The sequence below is a fragment of the Cryomorphaceae bacterium genome (assembly GCA_007695365.1).
GTDB lineage: Bacteria > Bacteroidota > Bacteroidia > Flavobacteriales_D > SKUL01 > SKUL01.
This window is the reverse complement of record REDV01000140.1, coordinates 15,504-32,615: the sequence shown is the minus strand read 5'-3', so window position 1 is coordinate 32,615 and position 17,112 is coordinate 15,504. Positions and strand designations below refer to the sequence as shown.

Annotated in this window: 18 protein-coding genes and 1 pseudogene; 16 read left to right on the top strand and 3 right to left on the bottom strand. The window is 50.6% G+C overall.

Annotated elements, in window-relative coordinates:
• Positions 1-14: 14 nt before the first annotated feature.
• The 7 genes and pseudogenes from EA392_14215 (at position 15) to EA392_14185 (ending at position 5,324) form a co-directional block, all read left to right on the top strand.
• Entirely contained in the window at positions 15-809 is a 795-nt protein-coding gene (locus EA392_14215) for an undecaprenyl-diphosphate phosphatase (protein ID TVR36875.1), read from the top strand.
• Complete coding sequence (truB, locus tag EA392_14210; GenBank protein ID TVR36874.1) at positions 704-1,531, top strand: tRNA pseudouridine(55) synthase TruB; 828 nt, start codon at positions 704-706, stop codon at positions 1,529-1,531. The genes EA392_14215 and truB overlap by 106 nt, the downstream gene beginning before the upstream one ends.
• A gap of 57 nt (positions 1,532-1,588) precedes the next feature.
• Entirely contained in the window at positions 1,589-2,638 is a 1,050-nt protein-coding gene (gene queA / locus EA392_14205; GenBank protein ID TVR36873.1) for a tRNA preQ1(34) S-adenosylmethionine ribosyltransferase-isomerase QueA, read from the top strand.
• An 11-nt stretch (positions 2,639-2,649) separates the two neighbouring features.
• Positions 2,650-3,321: a 2-C-methyl-D-erythritol 4-phosphate cytidylyltransferase gene (locus EA392_14200; GenBank protein TVR36909.1), complete on the top strand. Its 672-nt coding sequence runs from the start codon at positions 2,650-2,652 to the stop codon at positions 3,319-3,321.
• 26 nt (positions 3,322-3,347) lie between these two features.
• A complete protein-coding gene (gene rlmN, locus EA392_14195; protein ID TVR36872.1) occupies positions 3,348-4,391 on the top strand; it encodes a 23S rRNA (adenine(2503)-C(2))-methyltransferase RlmN in 1,044 nt (347 codons plus the stop codon).
• A 65-nt stretch (positions 4,392-4,456) separates the two neighbouring features.
• Complete coding sequence (locus EA392_14190) at positions 4,457-4,762, top strand: hypothetical protein (GenBank protein ID TVR36871.1); 306 nt, start codon at positions 4,457-4,459, stop codon at positions 4,760-4,762.
• A pseudogene (locus EA392_14185) lies at positions 4,717-5,324 on the top strand (hypothetical protein). Before EA392_14190 ends, EA392_14185 begins: the two are co-directional and overlap by 46 nt.
• A 65-nt stretch (positions 5,325-5,389) precedes the next feature.
• On the opposite strand, the gene EA392_14180 reads toward EA392_14185, so the two are convergent.
• Positions 5,390-6,580 carry a T9SS C-terminal target domain-containing protein gene (locus EA392_14180; GenBank protein ID TVR36870.1) on the bottom strand — a complete coding sequence of 397 codons (1,191 nt, stop codon included), beginning with the start codon at positions 6,578-6,580 and terminating at the stop codon, positions 5,390-5,392.
• A 195-nt stretch (positions 6,581-6,775) separates the two neighbouring features.
• Here EA392_14180 and EA392_14175 point away from each other — a divergent pair, with 195 nt between their 5' ends.
• The gene (locus tag EA392_14175) at positions 6,776-8,509 is read left to right on the top strand and encodes a solute carrier 26 family protein (GenBank protein TVR36908.1); all 1,734 of its coding nucleotides are present in this window, start codon (positions 6,776-6,778) and stop codon (positions 8,507-8,509) included.
• A 119-nt stretch (positions 8,510-8,628) separates the two neighbouring features.
• Positions 8,629-10,044, top strand: coding sequence for an MBL fold metallo-hydrolase (locus tag EA392_14170; protein TVR36907.1), 1,416 nt, complete (start codon positions 8,629-8,631; stop codon positions 10,042-10,044).
• A 161-nt stretch (positions 10,045-10,205) separates the two neighbouring features.
• On the opposite strand, the gene EA392_14165 is transcribed toward EA392_14170, so the two are convergent.
• On the bottom strand, positions 10,206-11,573 hold the full coding sequence (locus EA392_14165; GenBank protein ID TVR36869.1) for an NADP-specific glutamate dehydrogenase: 1,368 nt from the start codon (positions 11,571-11,573) through the stop codon (positions 10,206-10,208).
• Here EA392_14165 and EA392_14160 point away from each other — a divergent pair.
• A complete protein-coding gene (locus tag EA392_14160; protein ID TVR36868.1) occupies positions 11,572-11,838 on the top strand; it encodes a hypothetical protein in 267 nt (88 codons plus the stop codon). The genes EA392_14165 and EA392_14160 overlap by 2 nt on opposite strands.
• 82 nt (positions 11,839-11,920) lie before the next feature.
• Here the strand turns inward: EA392_14160 and EA392_14155 are convergent, their stop codons facing one another.
• Complete coding sequence (locus tag EA392_14155) at positions 11,921-12,127, bottom strand: hypothetical protein (GenBank protein ID TVR36867.1); 207 nt, start codon at positions 12,125-12,127, stop codon at positions 11,921-11,923.
• Positions 12,128-12,138: 11 nt separating this feature from the next.
• On the opposite strand from EA392_14155, the gene EA392_14150 reads away from it, so the two are divergent.
• Genes EA392_14150 through EA392_14125 form a run of 6 tightly spaced genes read left to right on the top strand, consistent with a single transcriptional unit; the run spans position 12,139 to position 16,872 of the window.
• On the top strand, positions 12,139-12,594 hold the full coding sequence (locus EA392_14150) for a cytochrome B (GenBank protein ID TVR36866.1): 456 nt from the start codon (positions 12,139-12,141) through the stop codon (positions 12,592-12,594).
• A gap of 29 nt (positions 12,595-12,623) precedes the next feature.
• Positions 12,624-13,838: a GTPase HflX gene (gene hflX / locus EA392_14145; GenBank protein ID TVR36865.1), complete on the top strand. Its 1,215-nt coding sequence runs from the start codon at positions 12,624-12,626 to the stop codon at positions 13,836-13,838.
• Positions 13,839-13,841: 3 nt separating this feature from the next.
• Complete coding sequence (locus EA392_14140; GenBank protein ID TVR36864.1) at positions 13,842-14,777, top strand: DMT family transporter; 936 nt, start codon at positions 13,842-13,844, stop codon at positions 14,775-14,777.
• A 51-nt stretch (positions 14,778-14,828) separates the two neighbouring features.
• Positions 14,829-15,701, top strand: a complete 873-nt coding sequence (locus tag EA392_14135) for a YicC family protein (GenBank protein ID TVR36863.1) — start codon at positions 14,829-14,831, stop codon at positions 15,699-15,701.
• Positions 15,701-16,267, top strand: coding sequence for a guanylate kinase (locus EA392_14130; protein ID TVR36862.1), 567 nt, complete (start codon positions 15,701-15,703; stop codon positions 16,265-16,267). The genes EA392_14135 and EA392_14130 overlap by 1 nt, the downstream gene beginning before the upstream one ends.
• On the top strand, positions 16,264-16,872 hold the full coding sequence (locus tag EA392_14125; protein TVR36861.1) for a nicotinate-nucleotide adenylyltransferase: 609 nt from the start codon (positions 16,264-16,266) through the stop codon (positions 16,870-16,872). The genes EA392_14130 and EA392_14125 overlap by 4 nt, the downstream gene beginning before the upstream one ends.
• Positions 16,873-17,112 lie beyond the last annotated feature (240 nt).

Sequence of the window (17,112 nt, the reverse complement as noted above, 5' to 3'; positions counted from 1 at the left end):
ACACGCCTACATCCATGAGTATTATTGAAGCCATTATCCTGGGAATCATCCAGGGCCTCACCGAATTTTTACCGGTGAGCAGCAGCGGCCACCTTGAAATTGGCAAAGCCATACTGGGCGATGAAAGCCTTCCCGCCGAGAGCTTGATGTTTACCGTGGTAGTACACGCTGCCACTGCACTCAGCACCATTGTGGTGTACCGCAAGGACGTGGCCGAATTGCTGCGAGGTATTTTTCAGTTTCGGATCAATGAAGAAACCCTGTTTGCTTGGAAAGTAGTGATATCCATGGTTCCCGCCGCATTTATCGGGGTGTTCTTTAACGATGAGATTGAGGCACTTTTCGACGGGCAATTGCTCCTGGTTGGAGGGATGCTCGCCGTTACAGGGTTGCTGTTGTTTCTTGCAGACAAAGCCCGCCATACCGATAAACCCGTAAGTCCGCTCAACGCAGCAATCATCGGAATTGCACAGGCTATCGCCATCCTTCCGGGGATATCACGCTCTGGAGCAACCATTGCTACCTCGGTGATGCTGGGTGTTGACCGCGCCAAGGCTGCCCGTTTTTCGTTCCTGATGGTGGTGCCGCTGATATTGGGCAAAATGGCCAAAGATATCCTGGACGGCGGCTTATCGCTTGAGTCTTCACAAACCCCGCAACTCGCCGCCGGTTTTATCACAGCCTTTATCGCCGGGGTATTTGCATGCCGGGTGATGATTGCGCTGGTGAAAAAGAGCAAGTTGGTGTACTTTTCCGTGTACTGCTTTGCGGTAAGTCTGGCCGTTATTCTTTACACCCTCTTCGTTTGATAGAGCCCGTTAAAGCACCTGAACAGCTCGATCCACCCTCGGGCCAGCTTCTGTTGGTTGACAAACCACTCGAGTGGACTTCCTTTGATGTGGTGAACAAATTACGCAACGCCATCCGCAAGGCATATGGGATTAAAAAAATCAAGGTGGGGCACGCCGGTACACTCGACCCACTGGCAACGGGTTTGCTGCTGATCTGCACCGGCCCCTATACACGTAGGCTACAGGAGCTCACCGGACTGGAAAAAACCTATACCGGCACCTTTCTGCTGGGCCGAACCACCCCTTCATACGATTTGGAAACACCTTTTGAAACAGACATTCCTACACATCATATCACTGAGGAAGCCGTATTGGATGCCTTTGCCGCGCTGAGCGGACCGCAAATGCAGGTGCCTCCGCTTTTTTCGGCCAAAAAAGTAGACGGAAAAAAGGCATACATAGCAGCCCGCAAGGGTCAGGACATGGAAATTCCACCCGCAGCCATCGAAATTTATTCCTTTTCGCTTGCTGCGTTTCGGCTACCGGAAGTGGATTTTGAGGTACGCTGCTCCAAGGGTACCTATGTCCGATCGCTTGCCCGAGATGTAGGACAGCACCTCGGAACAGGAGCTTGCCTCATATCTTTACGACGCACCCAAACAGGCCCTTACAAGGTATCAGACTCATTTAGTCTCGATGACTTGTGCAACCATCTCAACACCAAAAAAGCTACTTTGTAAAATAGCTGTTGATACCGTATCTTCGCAGCCCCAAAATTCAGGACAAAAAACGCCTCCATGAAGCTCTCCCAGTTTAAGTTTAAACTCCCTTCCGAACTTATTGCACAATACCCGGCCGATAACCGTGAAGACGCGCGATTAATGGTATTGCACCGTGACACCGGCGAAATCGAGCACAAAGTATTCAGCGATATAGTAAATTACTTTTCGGACGGCGACGCGCTGATTATGAATAATACACGGGTTTTTCCTGCTCGGCTTTTTGGCAACAAGGAAAAAACCAATGCAAAAATTGAGGTGTTCCTGCTGCGCGAACTGAACCGCGAAAGCCTCCTGTGGGATGTTCTGGTGGATCCTGCCCGAAAAATCCGCATCGGCAACAAGCTCTACTTTGGTGAGAATGATGAACTTGTGGCAGAAGTAATTGACAATACCACCTCGCGCGGACGAACCCTGCGTTTCCTTTTTGAAGGGCCTTATGAGGAATTCCGCAAAACCATGCGTGAATTGGGTGAAACCCCCATCCCCAAATACCTGGGGCGTCCGGCCGAACCTCTTGATGAGGAGCGTTTTCAAACAGTTTTTGCCAAGAACGAAGGTGCGGTTTCAGTACCCACAGCCGGTTTGCACTTCAGCAAGAGTATTATGAAGCGCCTCGAGTTAAATGGGGTGAATTTTGCCGAAGTGACGCTTCACGTAGGCCTCGGAACCTTCCGTCAGGTGGAAGTAGAAGACCTCACCAAGCACAAAACCGATTCTGAGCAGGCCTTTATTACCCAGGAAGCCGCTGATATTGTGAATCGCGCCATTGATGCCAAAAAGCGGGTTTGCGCCGTGGGCACCACTGCCATGCGTGCCATTGAGTCGTCGGTATCTACCGATGGTCATCTCAAGCCATTTGAAGGCTGGACCAACCGGTTCATTTTCCCTCCTTACGAGTTCAGCATTCCAAACGCCATGATTTCAAACCTGCACGCGCCGGAGTCAACACTTTTGATGACCGTTGCCGCATTTGGAGGTTATGATAAAGTGATGGAGGCCTACAAAGTAGCCATCAAGGAAAAGTATCGCTTTATGGCCTACGGCGACGCGATGCTGATCATCTAATGGCTGTGGTGATGCCCGGCAAGGCAGTTATCATCGTGGCCGGAGGCTCCGGAACCCGCATGGGTTGCGACCGTCCCAAACAATTTCTTACACTCGCCGGAGAGCCGGTGCTGCTCCACACCCTGCGCGCATTTGCAGAGTATGATCCTAACATCCAACTAATCGTGGTGCTGCCGCATAATCATATCTCCGAATGGGAAGCAATGTATGCCAACTGTGAGCATGACATTCCACACACGTTAACAACCGGCGGAGAGCAGCGTTTTCACTCCGTAAAAAACGGATTGGCTCTGGTGAATGAAGCAGCGCTTGTTGCCGTGCATGATGGCGTAAGGCCATTTGTGGATGCCGCAACCATTGAACGCGCCTTTACTGCGGCTGAGCAGTACGGAGCTGCCGTGCCGGTGCTTCCGGTGGATGATACATTACGCGAAGTATATGGCTCCGAAAGCCGGTGGGTAGATCGTTCGCGATTTGTGCGTATTCAAACACCCCAATGCTTCAAAACCTCATTACTCAAACGGGCTTATGAGCAAGATTACTCGGCTACGTTTACCGACGATGCCAGCGTGGTAGAGCAATTGGGCGAACGCGTGGAGCTCGTAGAAGGCAACGTTGAAAACTTCAAAATCACGGTGCCCTTTCACCTGCACGTGGCCGAAACCGTGCTCGCTGCCCGATAAGCCGTACCTTTGCCACGGATATTCCCATGAAAAAAGACCTGAGAAATACTTCTCTGGAGGAGCTGACAGCGTTCCTCACCTCGCATGGCGAAAAGGCTTTTCGTGCCAAACAGGTGCACGAATGGCTATGGAAGAAATCGACGACCACCATCGACGAAATGACCAACCTTTCGGTGGCCACGCGGGTATTGCTCAACGAACATTTCGAGATATTACCGGTCTCCATCGCCGACAAGCAGGTCAGTACAGACGGCACCGTGAAATACGGCTTTAAACTGCACGACGGCTTTGTGGTAGAAGGCGTGTTGATACCCACCACCAACCGCACCACAGCCTGTATTTCATCGCAGGTAGGCTGCAGCCTGGCGTGTAAGTTTTGTGCTACCGGCCGATTGAAACGCGAACGCAATTTGCGTGGCGACGAAATTTACGACCAGGTTTCCATTATTGCCCGCGAAGCCATGGAGCGAACCGGAAAACCCTTATCCAACATTGTGTATATGGGCATGGGTGAACCGCTGTTGAATTACCGCAATACTCTCGATTCTATTGCGCTCATTACCGGAGAACAAGGTCTCAACATCTCTCCACGCCGCATTACGGTGAGTACAGCCGGAATTGAAAAAATGATCCGTAAGCTCGGAGATGATGAAGTGAATTTCAACCTGGCGCTTTCGCTGCATGCTGCCAACGACGAGAAGCGCAACCATATCATGCCCATCAACGAGCAAAATTCGCTGGAAGCTCTTGCTGAATCCCTCAAGTACTTTCACGCCAAAACCGGCTCACGGGTCACTTTTGAGTACATCATCTTCAAGGACTTCAATGATGAACTCATCGATGCTCAGGAACTCGCGGAGTTCTGCAAAAATGTGCCTTGCAAGGTGAATATCATTGAATACAACCCCATTGACGACGGCGAATTTGCCCAGGCGGACCCCGAAAAGGTGGATGCCTTTGCAGCACATCTCGAATCGAAAAACATCATTGTGAATATTCGCCGAAGCCGCGGGAAAGATATCGATGCGGCTTGTGGGCAGTTGGCGAATAAGAATAAGGCGGCGATATAGTTCCGCGGCATGTGTTGGAGACGCATTCTCATTCAGCAAGCGTTTATTCCCTAATTTTAAACCCCATGCCGGCCAATTACACCATACACGATTTTTCGAAGCACTTGTTTTGGGACACCGACCGGAGCACGCTGGACTTTGATCGGTCTAAAGCGCAAATTATTCAACAAGTGTTGGAATACGGTCAACTCGAAGACTGGAAAATAGTACAAGCTGTGTACAATAAAGACACGCTCCGTGAAGTAACCACCAACCTGCGCAGCCTGGATGACGTTACGCTGGCTTTTATCGCAGCATACCTCAACCTGGACAAAACCGCATTTCGATGCTACACAAAAAAGCAGTCGGCCCACGACTTCTGGAACTTATAGACTTTCTGATGAACCAACCGGAATTGAACCGGTTTGTGTTGGTTGGAGGCACTGCGCTGGCGTTGCAAATAGGACATCGCGTTTCGGTTGATGCTGACTTGTTTGGAATTCAACCGCTTGAAGATCTTGATTTAGCTGGAATTCTTGCCGGTTTCGGCCCGGTCACAGCACTCAAACGCAGCAAAAGTATTCAGGTGTTCAGCGTGGATTCAATTAAAGTGGATATAGTGAATTATCGTTATCCTTTGTTCGCCCTATTCATTCTGCGTCCAAAATCAGAATGGCTTCTTTGGAGGATATTGGGGCGATGAAGCTTTACGCAATTGCCGGTCGTGGCAGCAGAAAGTATTTCATCGATTTGTATTTCCTTTTACAGCGATTCAAGTTGACTGAAATCATTGATCTTTATTGGCAAAAATATCCGGATGGATCTACTTTCATGGTGATTAAAAGCCTGCACTATTTCGAAGACGCAGAAAAAGAAGAGATGCCTCAGATGCTTCAACCTGTTTTGTGGGGAACCATCAAAGACTATATTGCGAATGAGGTGCAAAAGCTTTGAACTTTTCTAATTCTTACAACCGGGTACGTTTGAGCGTATCCGCCGTAATAATAGCGGAATACGTTCTACCGCGCAATAACTATCGACGCCGCACGCCGGTGCTGCGCATTTTCGAACACCACACGATACCACCCATTCGGAAGATGTTGTAATGAAATACGGTCGGTGCTTTCGCCTGTTGGTTCGTGCCATACCGGTTGTCCGGCGGCATTGAAAATGGTTACCTGCCCCGGACTACCATCTATTTCAGCGATTCGGAGATGATCATTGGCCGGATTGGGGAAAACCAGCAAGGGTTCTTTTTCGGGTAACGTATTCACACTTGAAGGCCAGCCGTACTTCCACGCTTCTTTCAGATGCTCGCTCCCGGCTGCGAGTCCGGTGATAAAATAAAAGTCATTCCCATGCGCAAAGTGTATTCCTCCGCGACGACCGGGGGCCGGAATATCTTCAAGCTGAGTCCACATTCCGCTGGGCGGATGAAATTGCCAGAGGTCTCCGTGAAACTGATTCAACGAGTCGCTACCGCCAAACACCAACAAGTTCTCGCCTATGGCCGCCATGGCTGCATGACTGCGTCCGTCGCCCGGAAAATCTGATTGCCAGTCCCATGAATCGTTTTCAGAATCGTATGCGTACAGGCCCTTTTGAAAGTGGCCGTTTTCGTCGCGCCCGTGAATCAGGTAGCCAACTCCGTTGAGCACAGCTCCGGCCGACCGCCAGCGTCCTCCCATGGGAAGGGGGTTGCGCTCACTCCATGTTTCGGTGGCAAGGTCAAAGGCCCAAACTTCATCTAGGGCGTTGCTATCGGCATTGCGCCCCCCAATCACGTAGGCCGTTCCGTTTAGCACCCAGGTCAGCGCCCCGCCCCGCTCGTCGAACGGACAAGTGCCCAAATCCATCCATTGCCCCGACGCCGGGTTGTACTTCCATACATCATTCAGAAAGTTGTTGCTACCGATATACCCTCCCACAAAATAGCCGGCCGTTTCACTCGCAAAAGCAGCCACGTATTGTCGTTCTTCGCCTTCGGGCAGGTCATTTCCTTCAGACCACATGTCATTGTCGAGATTGAGCACATGCATATCGCGCGTAGAAGACCACCACGGCAGCAACCCGGTTCCGCAGTAGGCCTGATTACCAATCACGAACACGGCACCGTCGTCGCGTTCATGGTCTGGAAAATCGGGAATTTGTGTCCATGTTTGCCCAACAGTGAAGGCGGGCAGAAGTAACGCAAAAAGCACTAACCGCATGGTTATTGGATTGGTTTATGGGTAATAACGGCTTTGTTTACGCGGGTATTGCCCCTGCTATTGCCGCGGGCACCGTAACACAGGTTACCACCCGCAAACATCCCTATTCAGACCTTTGCAGCGAAAGGGGAGACTCTGCTTCCTCGAAATCCTGTGCTGCAACCAGCAAAAAAGCTTACATTCAACCCATACGGCATGAAACGCTATTTTCCAATATTAGAGTGGTTTCCCAACTACAAGCGCGAACACCTTGGGGGTGATCTGGGCGCCGGCCTCACGGTGGGCGTGATGCTGATTCCGCAAGGTATGGCATACGCCATGCTGGCAGGTTTACCTCCTATTTACGGACTCTATGCCAGCACTATTCCGCTGATCGTGTACGCCATGATGGGAACTTCGCGCCAATTGGCCGTTGGTCCGGTGGCCATGGTTTCGCTGCTTATTGCCAGCGGTGTAGGCGCGCTCGCCGAAGTCGGTACCGACGCCTATATTGCTTACGCCATTTTACTGGCCCTAATGGTGGGTGTACTACAGTTCGCCATGGGTGTTTTCCGGTTGGGATTTCTGGTGAATTTTCTTTCACACCCCGTGATTGCAGGCTTTACATCTGCTGCCGCGGTGATTATTGGCATCAGTCAACTCAAGCACCTTTTGGGAATGGATATACCCGGAGGAAAAGTACACGAAACACTCTGGTATGCTGTAACGCATATCGCCGACATTCAACCCATAGCCTTGCTCATAGGTGTGATTTCCATTGCGCTGCTCGTTGGATTGAAAAGGGTGAGCAAGAAAATACCGGGGCCGCTGTTGGTGGTAATTTTCGGTATCGGGGTTGTAACCACTTTCGACTGGCATGAGAAAGGCGTATCTATTGTGCGCGACGTGCCCGGAGGCTTTAACATTTTTGCACTGCCAACGCTGGATTTCGGTGCGGCATCGGTGTTGCTGCCCATCGCGCTCACCATTGCTTTTATTGGCTTTATGGAATCCATAGCCGTAGCCAAGTCTATACAGGCCAAGCACAAAGATTACAAAGTGGTACCCAACCAGGAGCTTATGGCGCTCGGAATGGCCAATATTGCGGGAGCCTTCTTCAAGGCTTTTCCCGTTACAGGAGGCTTTTCGCGCACCGCGGTTAATGATCAGTCGGGAGCCAAAACCGGGCTGGCTACTATCGTATCAGCGCTGTTGATCATCCTCACCCTGCTTTTCCTGACAGACCTGTTCTACTACCTGCCAAACGCGGTATTGGCAGCCATCATCATGGTGGCAGTAGCAGGGCTGATTGATGTCCGCGAAGCAGTTCACCTCTGGAAAACAGACCCGCAAGACCTTGTTCTCTTTAGCATTACAGCCCTCGGAACCCTGGCATTGGGCATTGAAGAAGGCATTCTGATTGGTGTAGTCCTCTCGCTGGGAGTGGTGATTTACCGTATTTCTTACCCGCACATCGCCATCTTGGGCAGAGTGCCCGGCACAACACAGTATCGCAACATCCTTCGTTTTAAAGACCTCGAAACTGATTCGGATATTTTCATTTTTCGGGTTGACGCCCAGATGTACTTTGCCAACACCAATTACATTCGTGATTTTCTGGAGCGCGAGCTTGAAAAGCGACCGGATGCGAAATACGTGGTGATGAACGCAGGTGCCATCACAGGCATTGACTCCAGTGCTGCGCATGCACTTTTTGATTTGGTGGCTGAATTGAAATTACGAGGAATCTCCATGCACATTGCCGAAGCCCGCGGGCCTGTTCGCGATGTGCTTATGCGCTGCGGCTTGCAGGATCATGTTGGAGTGAGTCGCTTTCACCTGAGCGTGGAAGATGCCGTGCGGGAAATCCGATCTAAGGAAGGCCCCACCAAAGACCCCTATGCATTGCAGACCAACAACGGCCATCGTTTCACCCAATACACAGATTAACAGAGGATGAAGAGGAGTTTCGTAACATCAGTTACTCCCCGTGCAGCGTATCTGCCTTAACTTTGTATCGTCAAAAGAAAACAACAAACAAGATTATACACATCAAAACCCCAAAAACCATGAATGTACATCAGATTTACACCGGTTGCATCGCACACGCTGCATACTATCTGGAAAGCAACGGCGAAGCGGCCATTTTCGACCCCCTTCGTGAAGTTCAACCATATATTGACCGCGCAACTGCGGACGGAGCCAAAATCAAATACGTATTTGAAACGCACTTTCACGCCGACTTCGTGAGTGGTCACCTTGACCTCGCCAAAAAAACCGGCGCTGAGATTGTGTTTGGCCCAACTGCCAAGCCTGGTTTTGACGCCATCATTGCCGAAGACGGACAAGTATTTGAGGTGGGTGCCTACAAAATCAAAGCCATCCACACGCCCGGTCACACCATGGAGAGCACAACCTACCTCTTGATTGACGAAAACGGCAAGGAGCACGGTATTATCACCGGCGACACGCTCTTTATTGGAGATGTAGGTCGTCCTGACCTTGCCCAGCATGTGGTATCTGACCTTACAGAGGAGAAACTTGCAGGCCATCTTTTCGACTCGCTGCGCAACAAGATTATGCCGTTGGCAGACCACCTGATTGTGTACCCGAACCACGGTGCCGGTAGCGCATGCGGAAAAATGATGAGCAAGGAAACCACTGATACCCTCGGAAATCAGAAGAAGACCAACTACGCTCTGAATCCCGAACTCACCAAAGAGGAATTCACCAAGCAGTTGCTCACCGGACTTACTGCACCTCCGGCATACTTCCCCGAAAACGTGCTTATGAACATCAAAGGCTATGACTCTTTGGACGACGTAATGGATCGTTCCAAGCAACCACTTTCGCCCGAGGCTTTTGAGGCAGCCGCCAATGAAACCCAGGCGCTGATGCTCGATGTGCGCGACGATGAAACCTTCTCCAAAGGCTTTATTCCGAACAGCGTAAACATCGGTCTGGATGCCAACTTTGCCATGTGGGTAGGCGAAATGGTTCCCGGCGTGAAGCACCCCATTCTGCTCGTTGCTCCTGAAGGGCGCGAGGAAGAAGCAATCATCCGCCTTTCACGTGTGGGATATGACAACGTTGTGGGTTACCTGCACGGTGGATTTGAAGCCTGGAAGAAGTCAGGTCAGGAAGTGGATAGCGTAGAGCGCATTGACGCCACCGAACTGGAAGAGCGCATGAAAAAAGGCGAAATGAAAGTGTTCGACGTGCGTAAAAAGAGTGAGTTCGACTCTGAGCACCTTCTCGCAGCCGAGAATGTGCCACTGAATCAAATCAACCAGCACCTGGAGAAATTCCCCAAAAACGAACCTTTCGCACTGCACTGCGCAGGTGGATACCGGAGCATGATTGCGGCCTCTATCCTCAAGCAACGCGGCTGGGACAACATGGTGGATGTGCGCGGCGGATTTAAAACGATAGCTGAAACAGGTATTGAGAAGAGTGACTACGTGTGCCCTTCTACACTCCTGTAAGCATAACCAAAACAGCAAAAAGCCTCACCTATATGGTGGGGCTTTTTTTGTTGTATTCTCTGCATGGCATTGCGGGTTTTGCACTGGTTCAATTCGCAACCGGCCCCCAAAAAACCCCAACCGAAAAGCGATTGGGGTTTTTAATGTTAGCGAGGGATGAATTAAACCAGTCCCTGATCAATCATAGCATCGGCAACTTTCACAAATCCGGCGATGTTTGCGCCACGAACATAGTTCACGGAGCCATCGTCCATTCTTCCGTATTTGATACAAGATGCGTGAATATCTTTCATGATTTGGTGCAACCTGCGGTCCACTTCATCTGCACTCCAGCTGTAGCGCAGTGAGTTCTGGCTCATTTCCAATCCGGAAGTAGAAACACCTCCAGCATTGGAAGCTTTACCCGGGGCAAAGCTGATACCGTGCTCAGAAAACACCTCAACGGCTTCAGGCGTGCAGGGCATATTGGCCCCTTCAGCCACCAGTTTCACGCCTTTGTTTACGAGGCGGTGAGCATCGTCGCCGTCAAGTTCGTTTTGCGTGGCACAGGGTAATGCAACGTCAATTTCACAAGGCACTTCCCACGAGCGTTTTCCTTCAAAGAATTTTATCCCCGGGCGGCTGTCAGCCATTTCTTCAATACGCCCGCGTCGTACGTTTTTGAGATCCTGCAGGAAATCAAAATCAGCCGAGTGAAAACCATCAGCTGCATAAACAAAACCAGATGAATCTGAGAGTGTAACCACTTTACCACCCATCTGAATAACCTTGTGAAAAGCAAACTGAGCCACGTTACCTGAGCCGGAAACTGCCACGGTTTTACCTTTGATGGTGTCACCGAGGTAGTTCATCATTTCTTCCGCAAAGTACACACAGCCATAGCCCGTTGCCTCGGGGCGCATACGAGAACCTCCCCAGTTGAAACCTTTACCGGTGAAAACACCCGTAAACTCATTTACCAGCTTCTTATACTGACCAAACATATAGCCCACTTCGCGACCGCCCACACCAATATCTCCGGCGGGCACATCCGTATTCGGGCCAATGTGTCTGTAAAGCTCATTCATAAAGCTCTGGCAAAACTTCATTACTTCATTGTCTGACTTCCCTTTGGGGTCAAAATCAGAACCACCTTTACCTCCCCCCATGGGCAGTGTAGTGAGGCTGTTTTTAAATACCTGCTCAAAACCGAGAAACTTGAGAATGCTCAGGTTCACTGAGGGATGAAAGCGGATGCCGCCTTTGTAAGGGCCTATGGCTGAGTTGAATTCAACCCGGTAACCGCGGTTTACCTGAACCTCGCCTTTGTCGTCGAGCCAGGGAACACGAAACATGATGGTACGCTCAGGCTCCACCATTCTTTCAAGAATTTTGTGCTTTTTGTAGCGCGGGTTTTCTTCCATGAATGGAATGACCGTTTCAGCTACTTCCTCCACTGCCTGAAGGAACTCAGGTTCGTGGCTGTTTTTGGCGCGGACCTTGTCCATAAATGACTCAATGGCAGATTTGTGCGCTGTTGCTGTATCCATGTTGATAGCATTAAAGGTTTGCGGCAAAAGTAGCCAAAAAAAGAAAGCTGCAACCCCGGGCAGAGCAGGGCGCAGTCTTTCAGATAATCAGCTCATTAAAGGTGCTTTTTACACCGTCGGTCTAACTCGCTTTTACGCGGTCTTCCCTCAGGGAATCTATGAAGCGTGCGTTTTGGTAGAACATTCGGGACACGAGCATCAACCCAAAAGAAAGCAGCAAGACAACCGCGTTGATTTCACTACATGCCTTGAACATCAGAACTAAGGCAACGAGCATAAAACTGTGAAAAGAAAGCAGGTTGTGTCTTTTAAGTCTCCTGAGTTGCCGAGGCGACAATTGGTTGATGTCATTTGTTGTCATGGTTTCTTCGTTCAATTGCAGGTTGGGTTACGAAAAAAGCGGCCGTTTGGTTCCAGGTTTTGGCGCGCGGGCAGCCAAGGTAGAAAAAAATCGGTTTGCCGTCAAGCGTTTGCAGTTGGTCGTTGTTACACTTTGGTTCATCCTTGAAATGGCAAGCAAGCTGCGCATATCGATTCTTGTTACCTTTGCGCAAAACACAAACCTATGTACACAGGATTCATGCACATGCACTCTATGCTCCGTTGGCTTTTGCTCGCGGTGCTGCTTTATACCGTGATCACCTCCATCATCGGATGGAAACAAAACAAGCCTTACACCAAAGGTCACGGCAAGTTGGTATTCTACACGGTGCTGATAGCGCACTTGCAGCTTATCATCGGATTTGTACTCTACTTTATGGGGCCCTGGGCCAGTGCCCTCACGCAAATGGGCGAAACCATGAAGCAGCCTATTACACGCTTCTTTGCAGTGGAGCACCTTGTGGGCATGCTCATTGCCATTGCGCTGATTACTATTGGTAGCGCTCGTGCCAAGCGGGCTGCCAACGACGCCACGCGATACAAAACCGTTGCTACGCTTTTCGGTATTGCCCTGTTGTTGATTTTGCTCTCTATTCCATGGCCGTTTCGCGAGGCAGGTCTTGGCAGGGGCTGGTTTTGAACTGAATAGCTGAAGAAGGGGATCTGCCTATGGCCCAAAATATTGAAACCGCCCACATCACTGAACGCGCCGTTCTTGTAGGGCTCATTACCCAACACCAGGACGACGAACACCTCAAAGCCTATCTTGACGAACTGGCCTTTCTGGCAGAAACTGCCGGTGCCCAAACCGTAAAGCGTTTTGTTCAGAAGATTGACACCCCCCACCCGCGCACATTTGTGGGTAGCGGAAAGCTTGATGAAATTGTAGACTATGTTGAGGAGCACAAGATTGACATGGTGATTTTTGACGATGAACTTTCGCCATCGCAGCTACGAAACATTGAGCGTTCCCTCAATTCCAACGATGACATCAAGGTAAAGGTGCTTGACCGGAGCAGTTTAATTCTGGATATTTTTGCCAATCGCGCACGTACTGCTCACGCCAAAACACAAGTAGAGCTGGCCCAATACCAGTACCTGTTGCCACGCCTCACGCGCATGTGGACGCACCTTGAGCGGCAAAAAGGAGGAATCGGGATGCGCGGGCCGGGTGAGTCGCAGATAGAAACCGACCGCCGGATCATCCTCGACAAGATTGCACTCCTTAAAAAGCGTCTCGAGAAAATTGACAAGCAAATGGCCACCCAGCGCGGAAACCGGGGTCAGTTGGTTCGAGTGGCACTTGTGGGATACACCAACGTAGGGAAATCCACCCTCATGAACCTGTTGAGCAAGTCTGAAGTGTTTGCCGAAGACAAGCTCTTTGCCACGCTCGATACCACCGTGCGCAAAATTGTGCTTCACAACGTACCGTGCCTGCTGAGCGATACGGTTGGATTCATCCGCAAGCTACCCCACCAATTGGTTGAGAGCTTTAAATCTACCCTGGATGAAGTTCGCGAAGCCGATATCCTGGTACATGTGATTGATATTTCTCATCCCGGTTTTGAAGAGCAGATAGAGATTGTGAACCAAACCCTGGATGACATCGGCTGCCTCAACAAACCCACACTCATGGTGTTCAATAAGATTGATGCCTTTAGTTTTGAGGAAAAAGACCCCGACGATCTTACTCCCCGCACAGCGGCCAACGACTCACTCGACGACCTGAAAAAAACCTGGATGGGTCGAACAGGTGAAGATGGTGTGTTGTTTATCTCAGCTCAGAACAAGACCAATATTGACATGCTCCGCAACCGCCTTTACGACATGGTAAAAACAATTCACGCAGAGCGCTTTCCTTACGACAATTTCCTGTACTAGGATATGAGCGGATTGTTTAGGGCGCATCTTGCCTTGCTCGCCGTGAACCTTATTTATGGGGCCAACTACCTTATTGCAAAAGGCCTTATGCCCAACCTCATACAACCATCGGGGTTTATCATGTTGCGTGTTTTGGGAGCTACTACCTTGTTTTGGATACTCAGGCTCACGGTACAGCACCAGCCTGTTGCTCCCCGTGATTTTTGGCGTTTGGCGCTGTGCGGGCTTTTTGGTGTAGCCGGCAACCAACTGCTTTTCTTTAACGGACTGAACCTTACTTCACCCATCAACGCGGCCATCATCATGACGGCCAACCCCATTCTGGTGCTCGTGATGGCCAGCGTGCTGCTGGGCGAGCGTATTGCCGGTGTGCGGGTAGCAGGTATTATTGCAGGAGGTGCCGGAGCAGTATGGCTCATTCTTACCAGCGCCGATGGCAGCGCACTAGGCGGCAACTGGAAGGGCGATTTGATGATTCTCTTGAACGCAGCTTCCTACGCGTTGTACCTCGTAATGGTAAAGCCACTTATGCAGAAATACAGCCCAATTACCGTGATTAGCTGGGTATTTCTGCTCGGGGCTGTGGTGGTGATGCCGGTGGGTTGGAGCCAGTTTAGCGCCATCGAATGGGGCACCTTTTCTACTGCCGACGTCGGTGCTGCGGCCTTCGTGGTGATTGGCACCACCTTCTTTGCGTATTTGCTCAACATCTTCGCCATCCGCGTGGTAAGCCCCAACGTGGTAAGCAGCTACATTTATCTTCAGCCTCTCACTGCCACGGCATTTGCCGCCCTTTTTGCGTGGCTGGGCTGGAGCGTTGTTGATTACACCGGTGGGCTGACTGCGGGCAAGGTGCTCAGTGCCGTCCTCATTTTTATAGGTGTTTACCTGGTCAGTAAGCCCGGTATTGACCGCGCCAGAAAGAAGTCGCAAAACTGAAGCTTCACTGCCCCTACCCTTTTTCCTATCTTTGCCCAAACGCACACGCGCATGATCAAATCCATGACAGGTTACGGCAAAGCCACTGCCGAGTGGAGCAACAAAAAGATTGTCGTAGAAGTCAAGTCCCTCAACAGCAAAGGGCTGGACGCTTCCGTGAAGTCTTCGTCGCTCTACCGCGAAAAAGAGCTGGAAATACGGGGATTACTCACCGAGAAAGTAATTCGCGGAAAGGTAGATCTGGTGATTTATGCCGAGTCGGATGCAGAGAGCACCCCCAGCCGTCTGGATGAAGCGCTGGCCTTGAAATACTTTGAGCAATTGCGCAAGCTCGCGGAGTCTTTCGGGCAAAAGGACGTGGATTACTTGAGCACTGTGGTGCGCATGCCAGATGTGCTCAGCTCAGAGAAACCCGAGTTGGAAGACGCCGAGTGGCAGACTGCTGGAAAAGTACTGCACCAAGCCCTTGATGCTCTCAACACCTCTCGCACCCGTGAGGGCGGACATCTGGAGGTAGATCTTCGCCAACGGGTGGACAATATCACCAAACTACAAAAAGAGGTGGAAGGCCTGGCCGGTGAACGTCTTGAGAACATCAAAAACCGCTTCGGTCAAGCATTGGCGGATCTTTCAAGCCCAGATAAAATGGATGAAAACCGCTACGAACAGGAGCTGATTTATTACATGGAAAAGCTCGATATAACCGAAGAACTGGTGCGGCTTCACAACCATTGCAACTATTTTCTGGAAACTTTGGATGAGCCGCCCGGGCAAGGCAAGAAGCTCGGGTTTATTGGCCAGGAAATGGGGCGCGAGATTAACACATTGGGAAGCAAGGCGAATCATGCAGGCATCCAACGACTGGTGGTGCAAATGAAAGACGAACTGGAAAAGATTAAGGAGCAGGTGCTCAACATCATGTAATGCGAGGCAAGGCCATTATTCTGTCGGCACCCTCAGGGGCCGGAAAAACTACCATCGTTCACCACCTGCTCGATCAGCCTTTGAACCTGGCATTTTCCGTATCGGCGTGCAGCAGGCCCATGCGCAGCCATGAAAAGAATGGTGTGGACTATCACTTTCTGAGTGTTGAAGATTTTCGGAAGCGCATAGCGGAAGACGCGTTTGTGGAATGGGAAGAAGTGTATCCCGATATGTATTACGGTACGCTGCGCAGCGAAGTAGAGCGCATTTGGGCGCGTGGAGAACACGTTGTTTTTGACGTGGATGTAAAAGGAGGCATCAACCTCAAGAAAGCCCTAGGAGACAGAGCCTTGAGCATTTTTGTGCAACCGCCTTCCATCGAAGTACTGGAGGCCCGGCTGCGCAACCGCGGAACTGAATCCGAAGAAACGCTGAAGCGCAGAGTCGGCAAGGCCCGAAAAGAGCTGGAAGACGCCATTCATTTTGACGTGGTACTCCTCAACGACGACCTCCAAATCGCGCTTAAGCAAGCTACCGAAACCGTACAATCCTTTATAAAGTCATGAAAATAGGTTTGTATTTCGGTACATTTAACCCGGTGCATGTAGGCCATCTGATTATTGCCAACTACATGGCCGATCACACAGAACTCGATCAGGTTTGGCTGGTGGTAACTCCTCAAAATCCGCTAAAAGCAAAATCAACCCTGCTGGCCGATTATCACCGGCTCGCCATGGTGCGCCTCGCCATTGAAGACAACAACAAACTACGGGCGTCGAATATTGAGTTTGAGCTACCAAAGCCGTCTTACACGGTGCAAACGCTGGCCTATTTGCGTGAGAAATACCCGGAACACAGCTTTGCCCTGATTATGGGTGAAGACAATTTGCGCACTTTTCACAAGTGGAGAAACCACGAAGAGATTATTGCGCACCACGAACTCTATGTGTACCCCCGCGCGCTTACCGAATCTGAGCGCGAAGACCAAATGAAGCTGGAGCCGGCCCCTGCGCTCTTAAAGCATCCCAATGTAAAACTCTGCGACGCACCGGTGATGAAAGTAAGCGCCAGTTTTATTCGCCACGCTATCCGCGACGGCAAGGACGTGCGATACCTGCTTACCGAGCCGGTTTTCAGATACGTGGAGGAGATGCACTTTTACCGATCTTAACACCCATTATATCAATTGTGTGAAGTGCCTCGAACAACTTTGGCACACGGCTTGTTTTTAGGGCAGGAAACCATTAAAAACAAAAGCCATGATTGATCTGAAAAAAACCTACCGTGAGGCCCGCAAAAAGGCCGTTGAACTGATGAAGCAAGGCAACCTCAGCGCGTACATTGCACAACTTGCTATGCTCCAGGAACTCCGATTGCAAATGATGAATTACGCGCAATCAGGACGATGAGA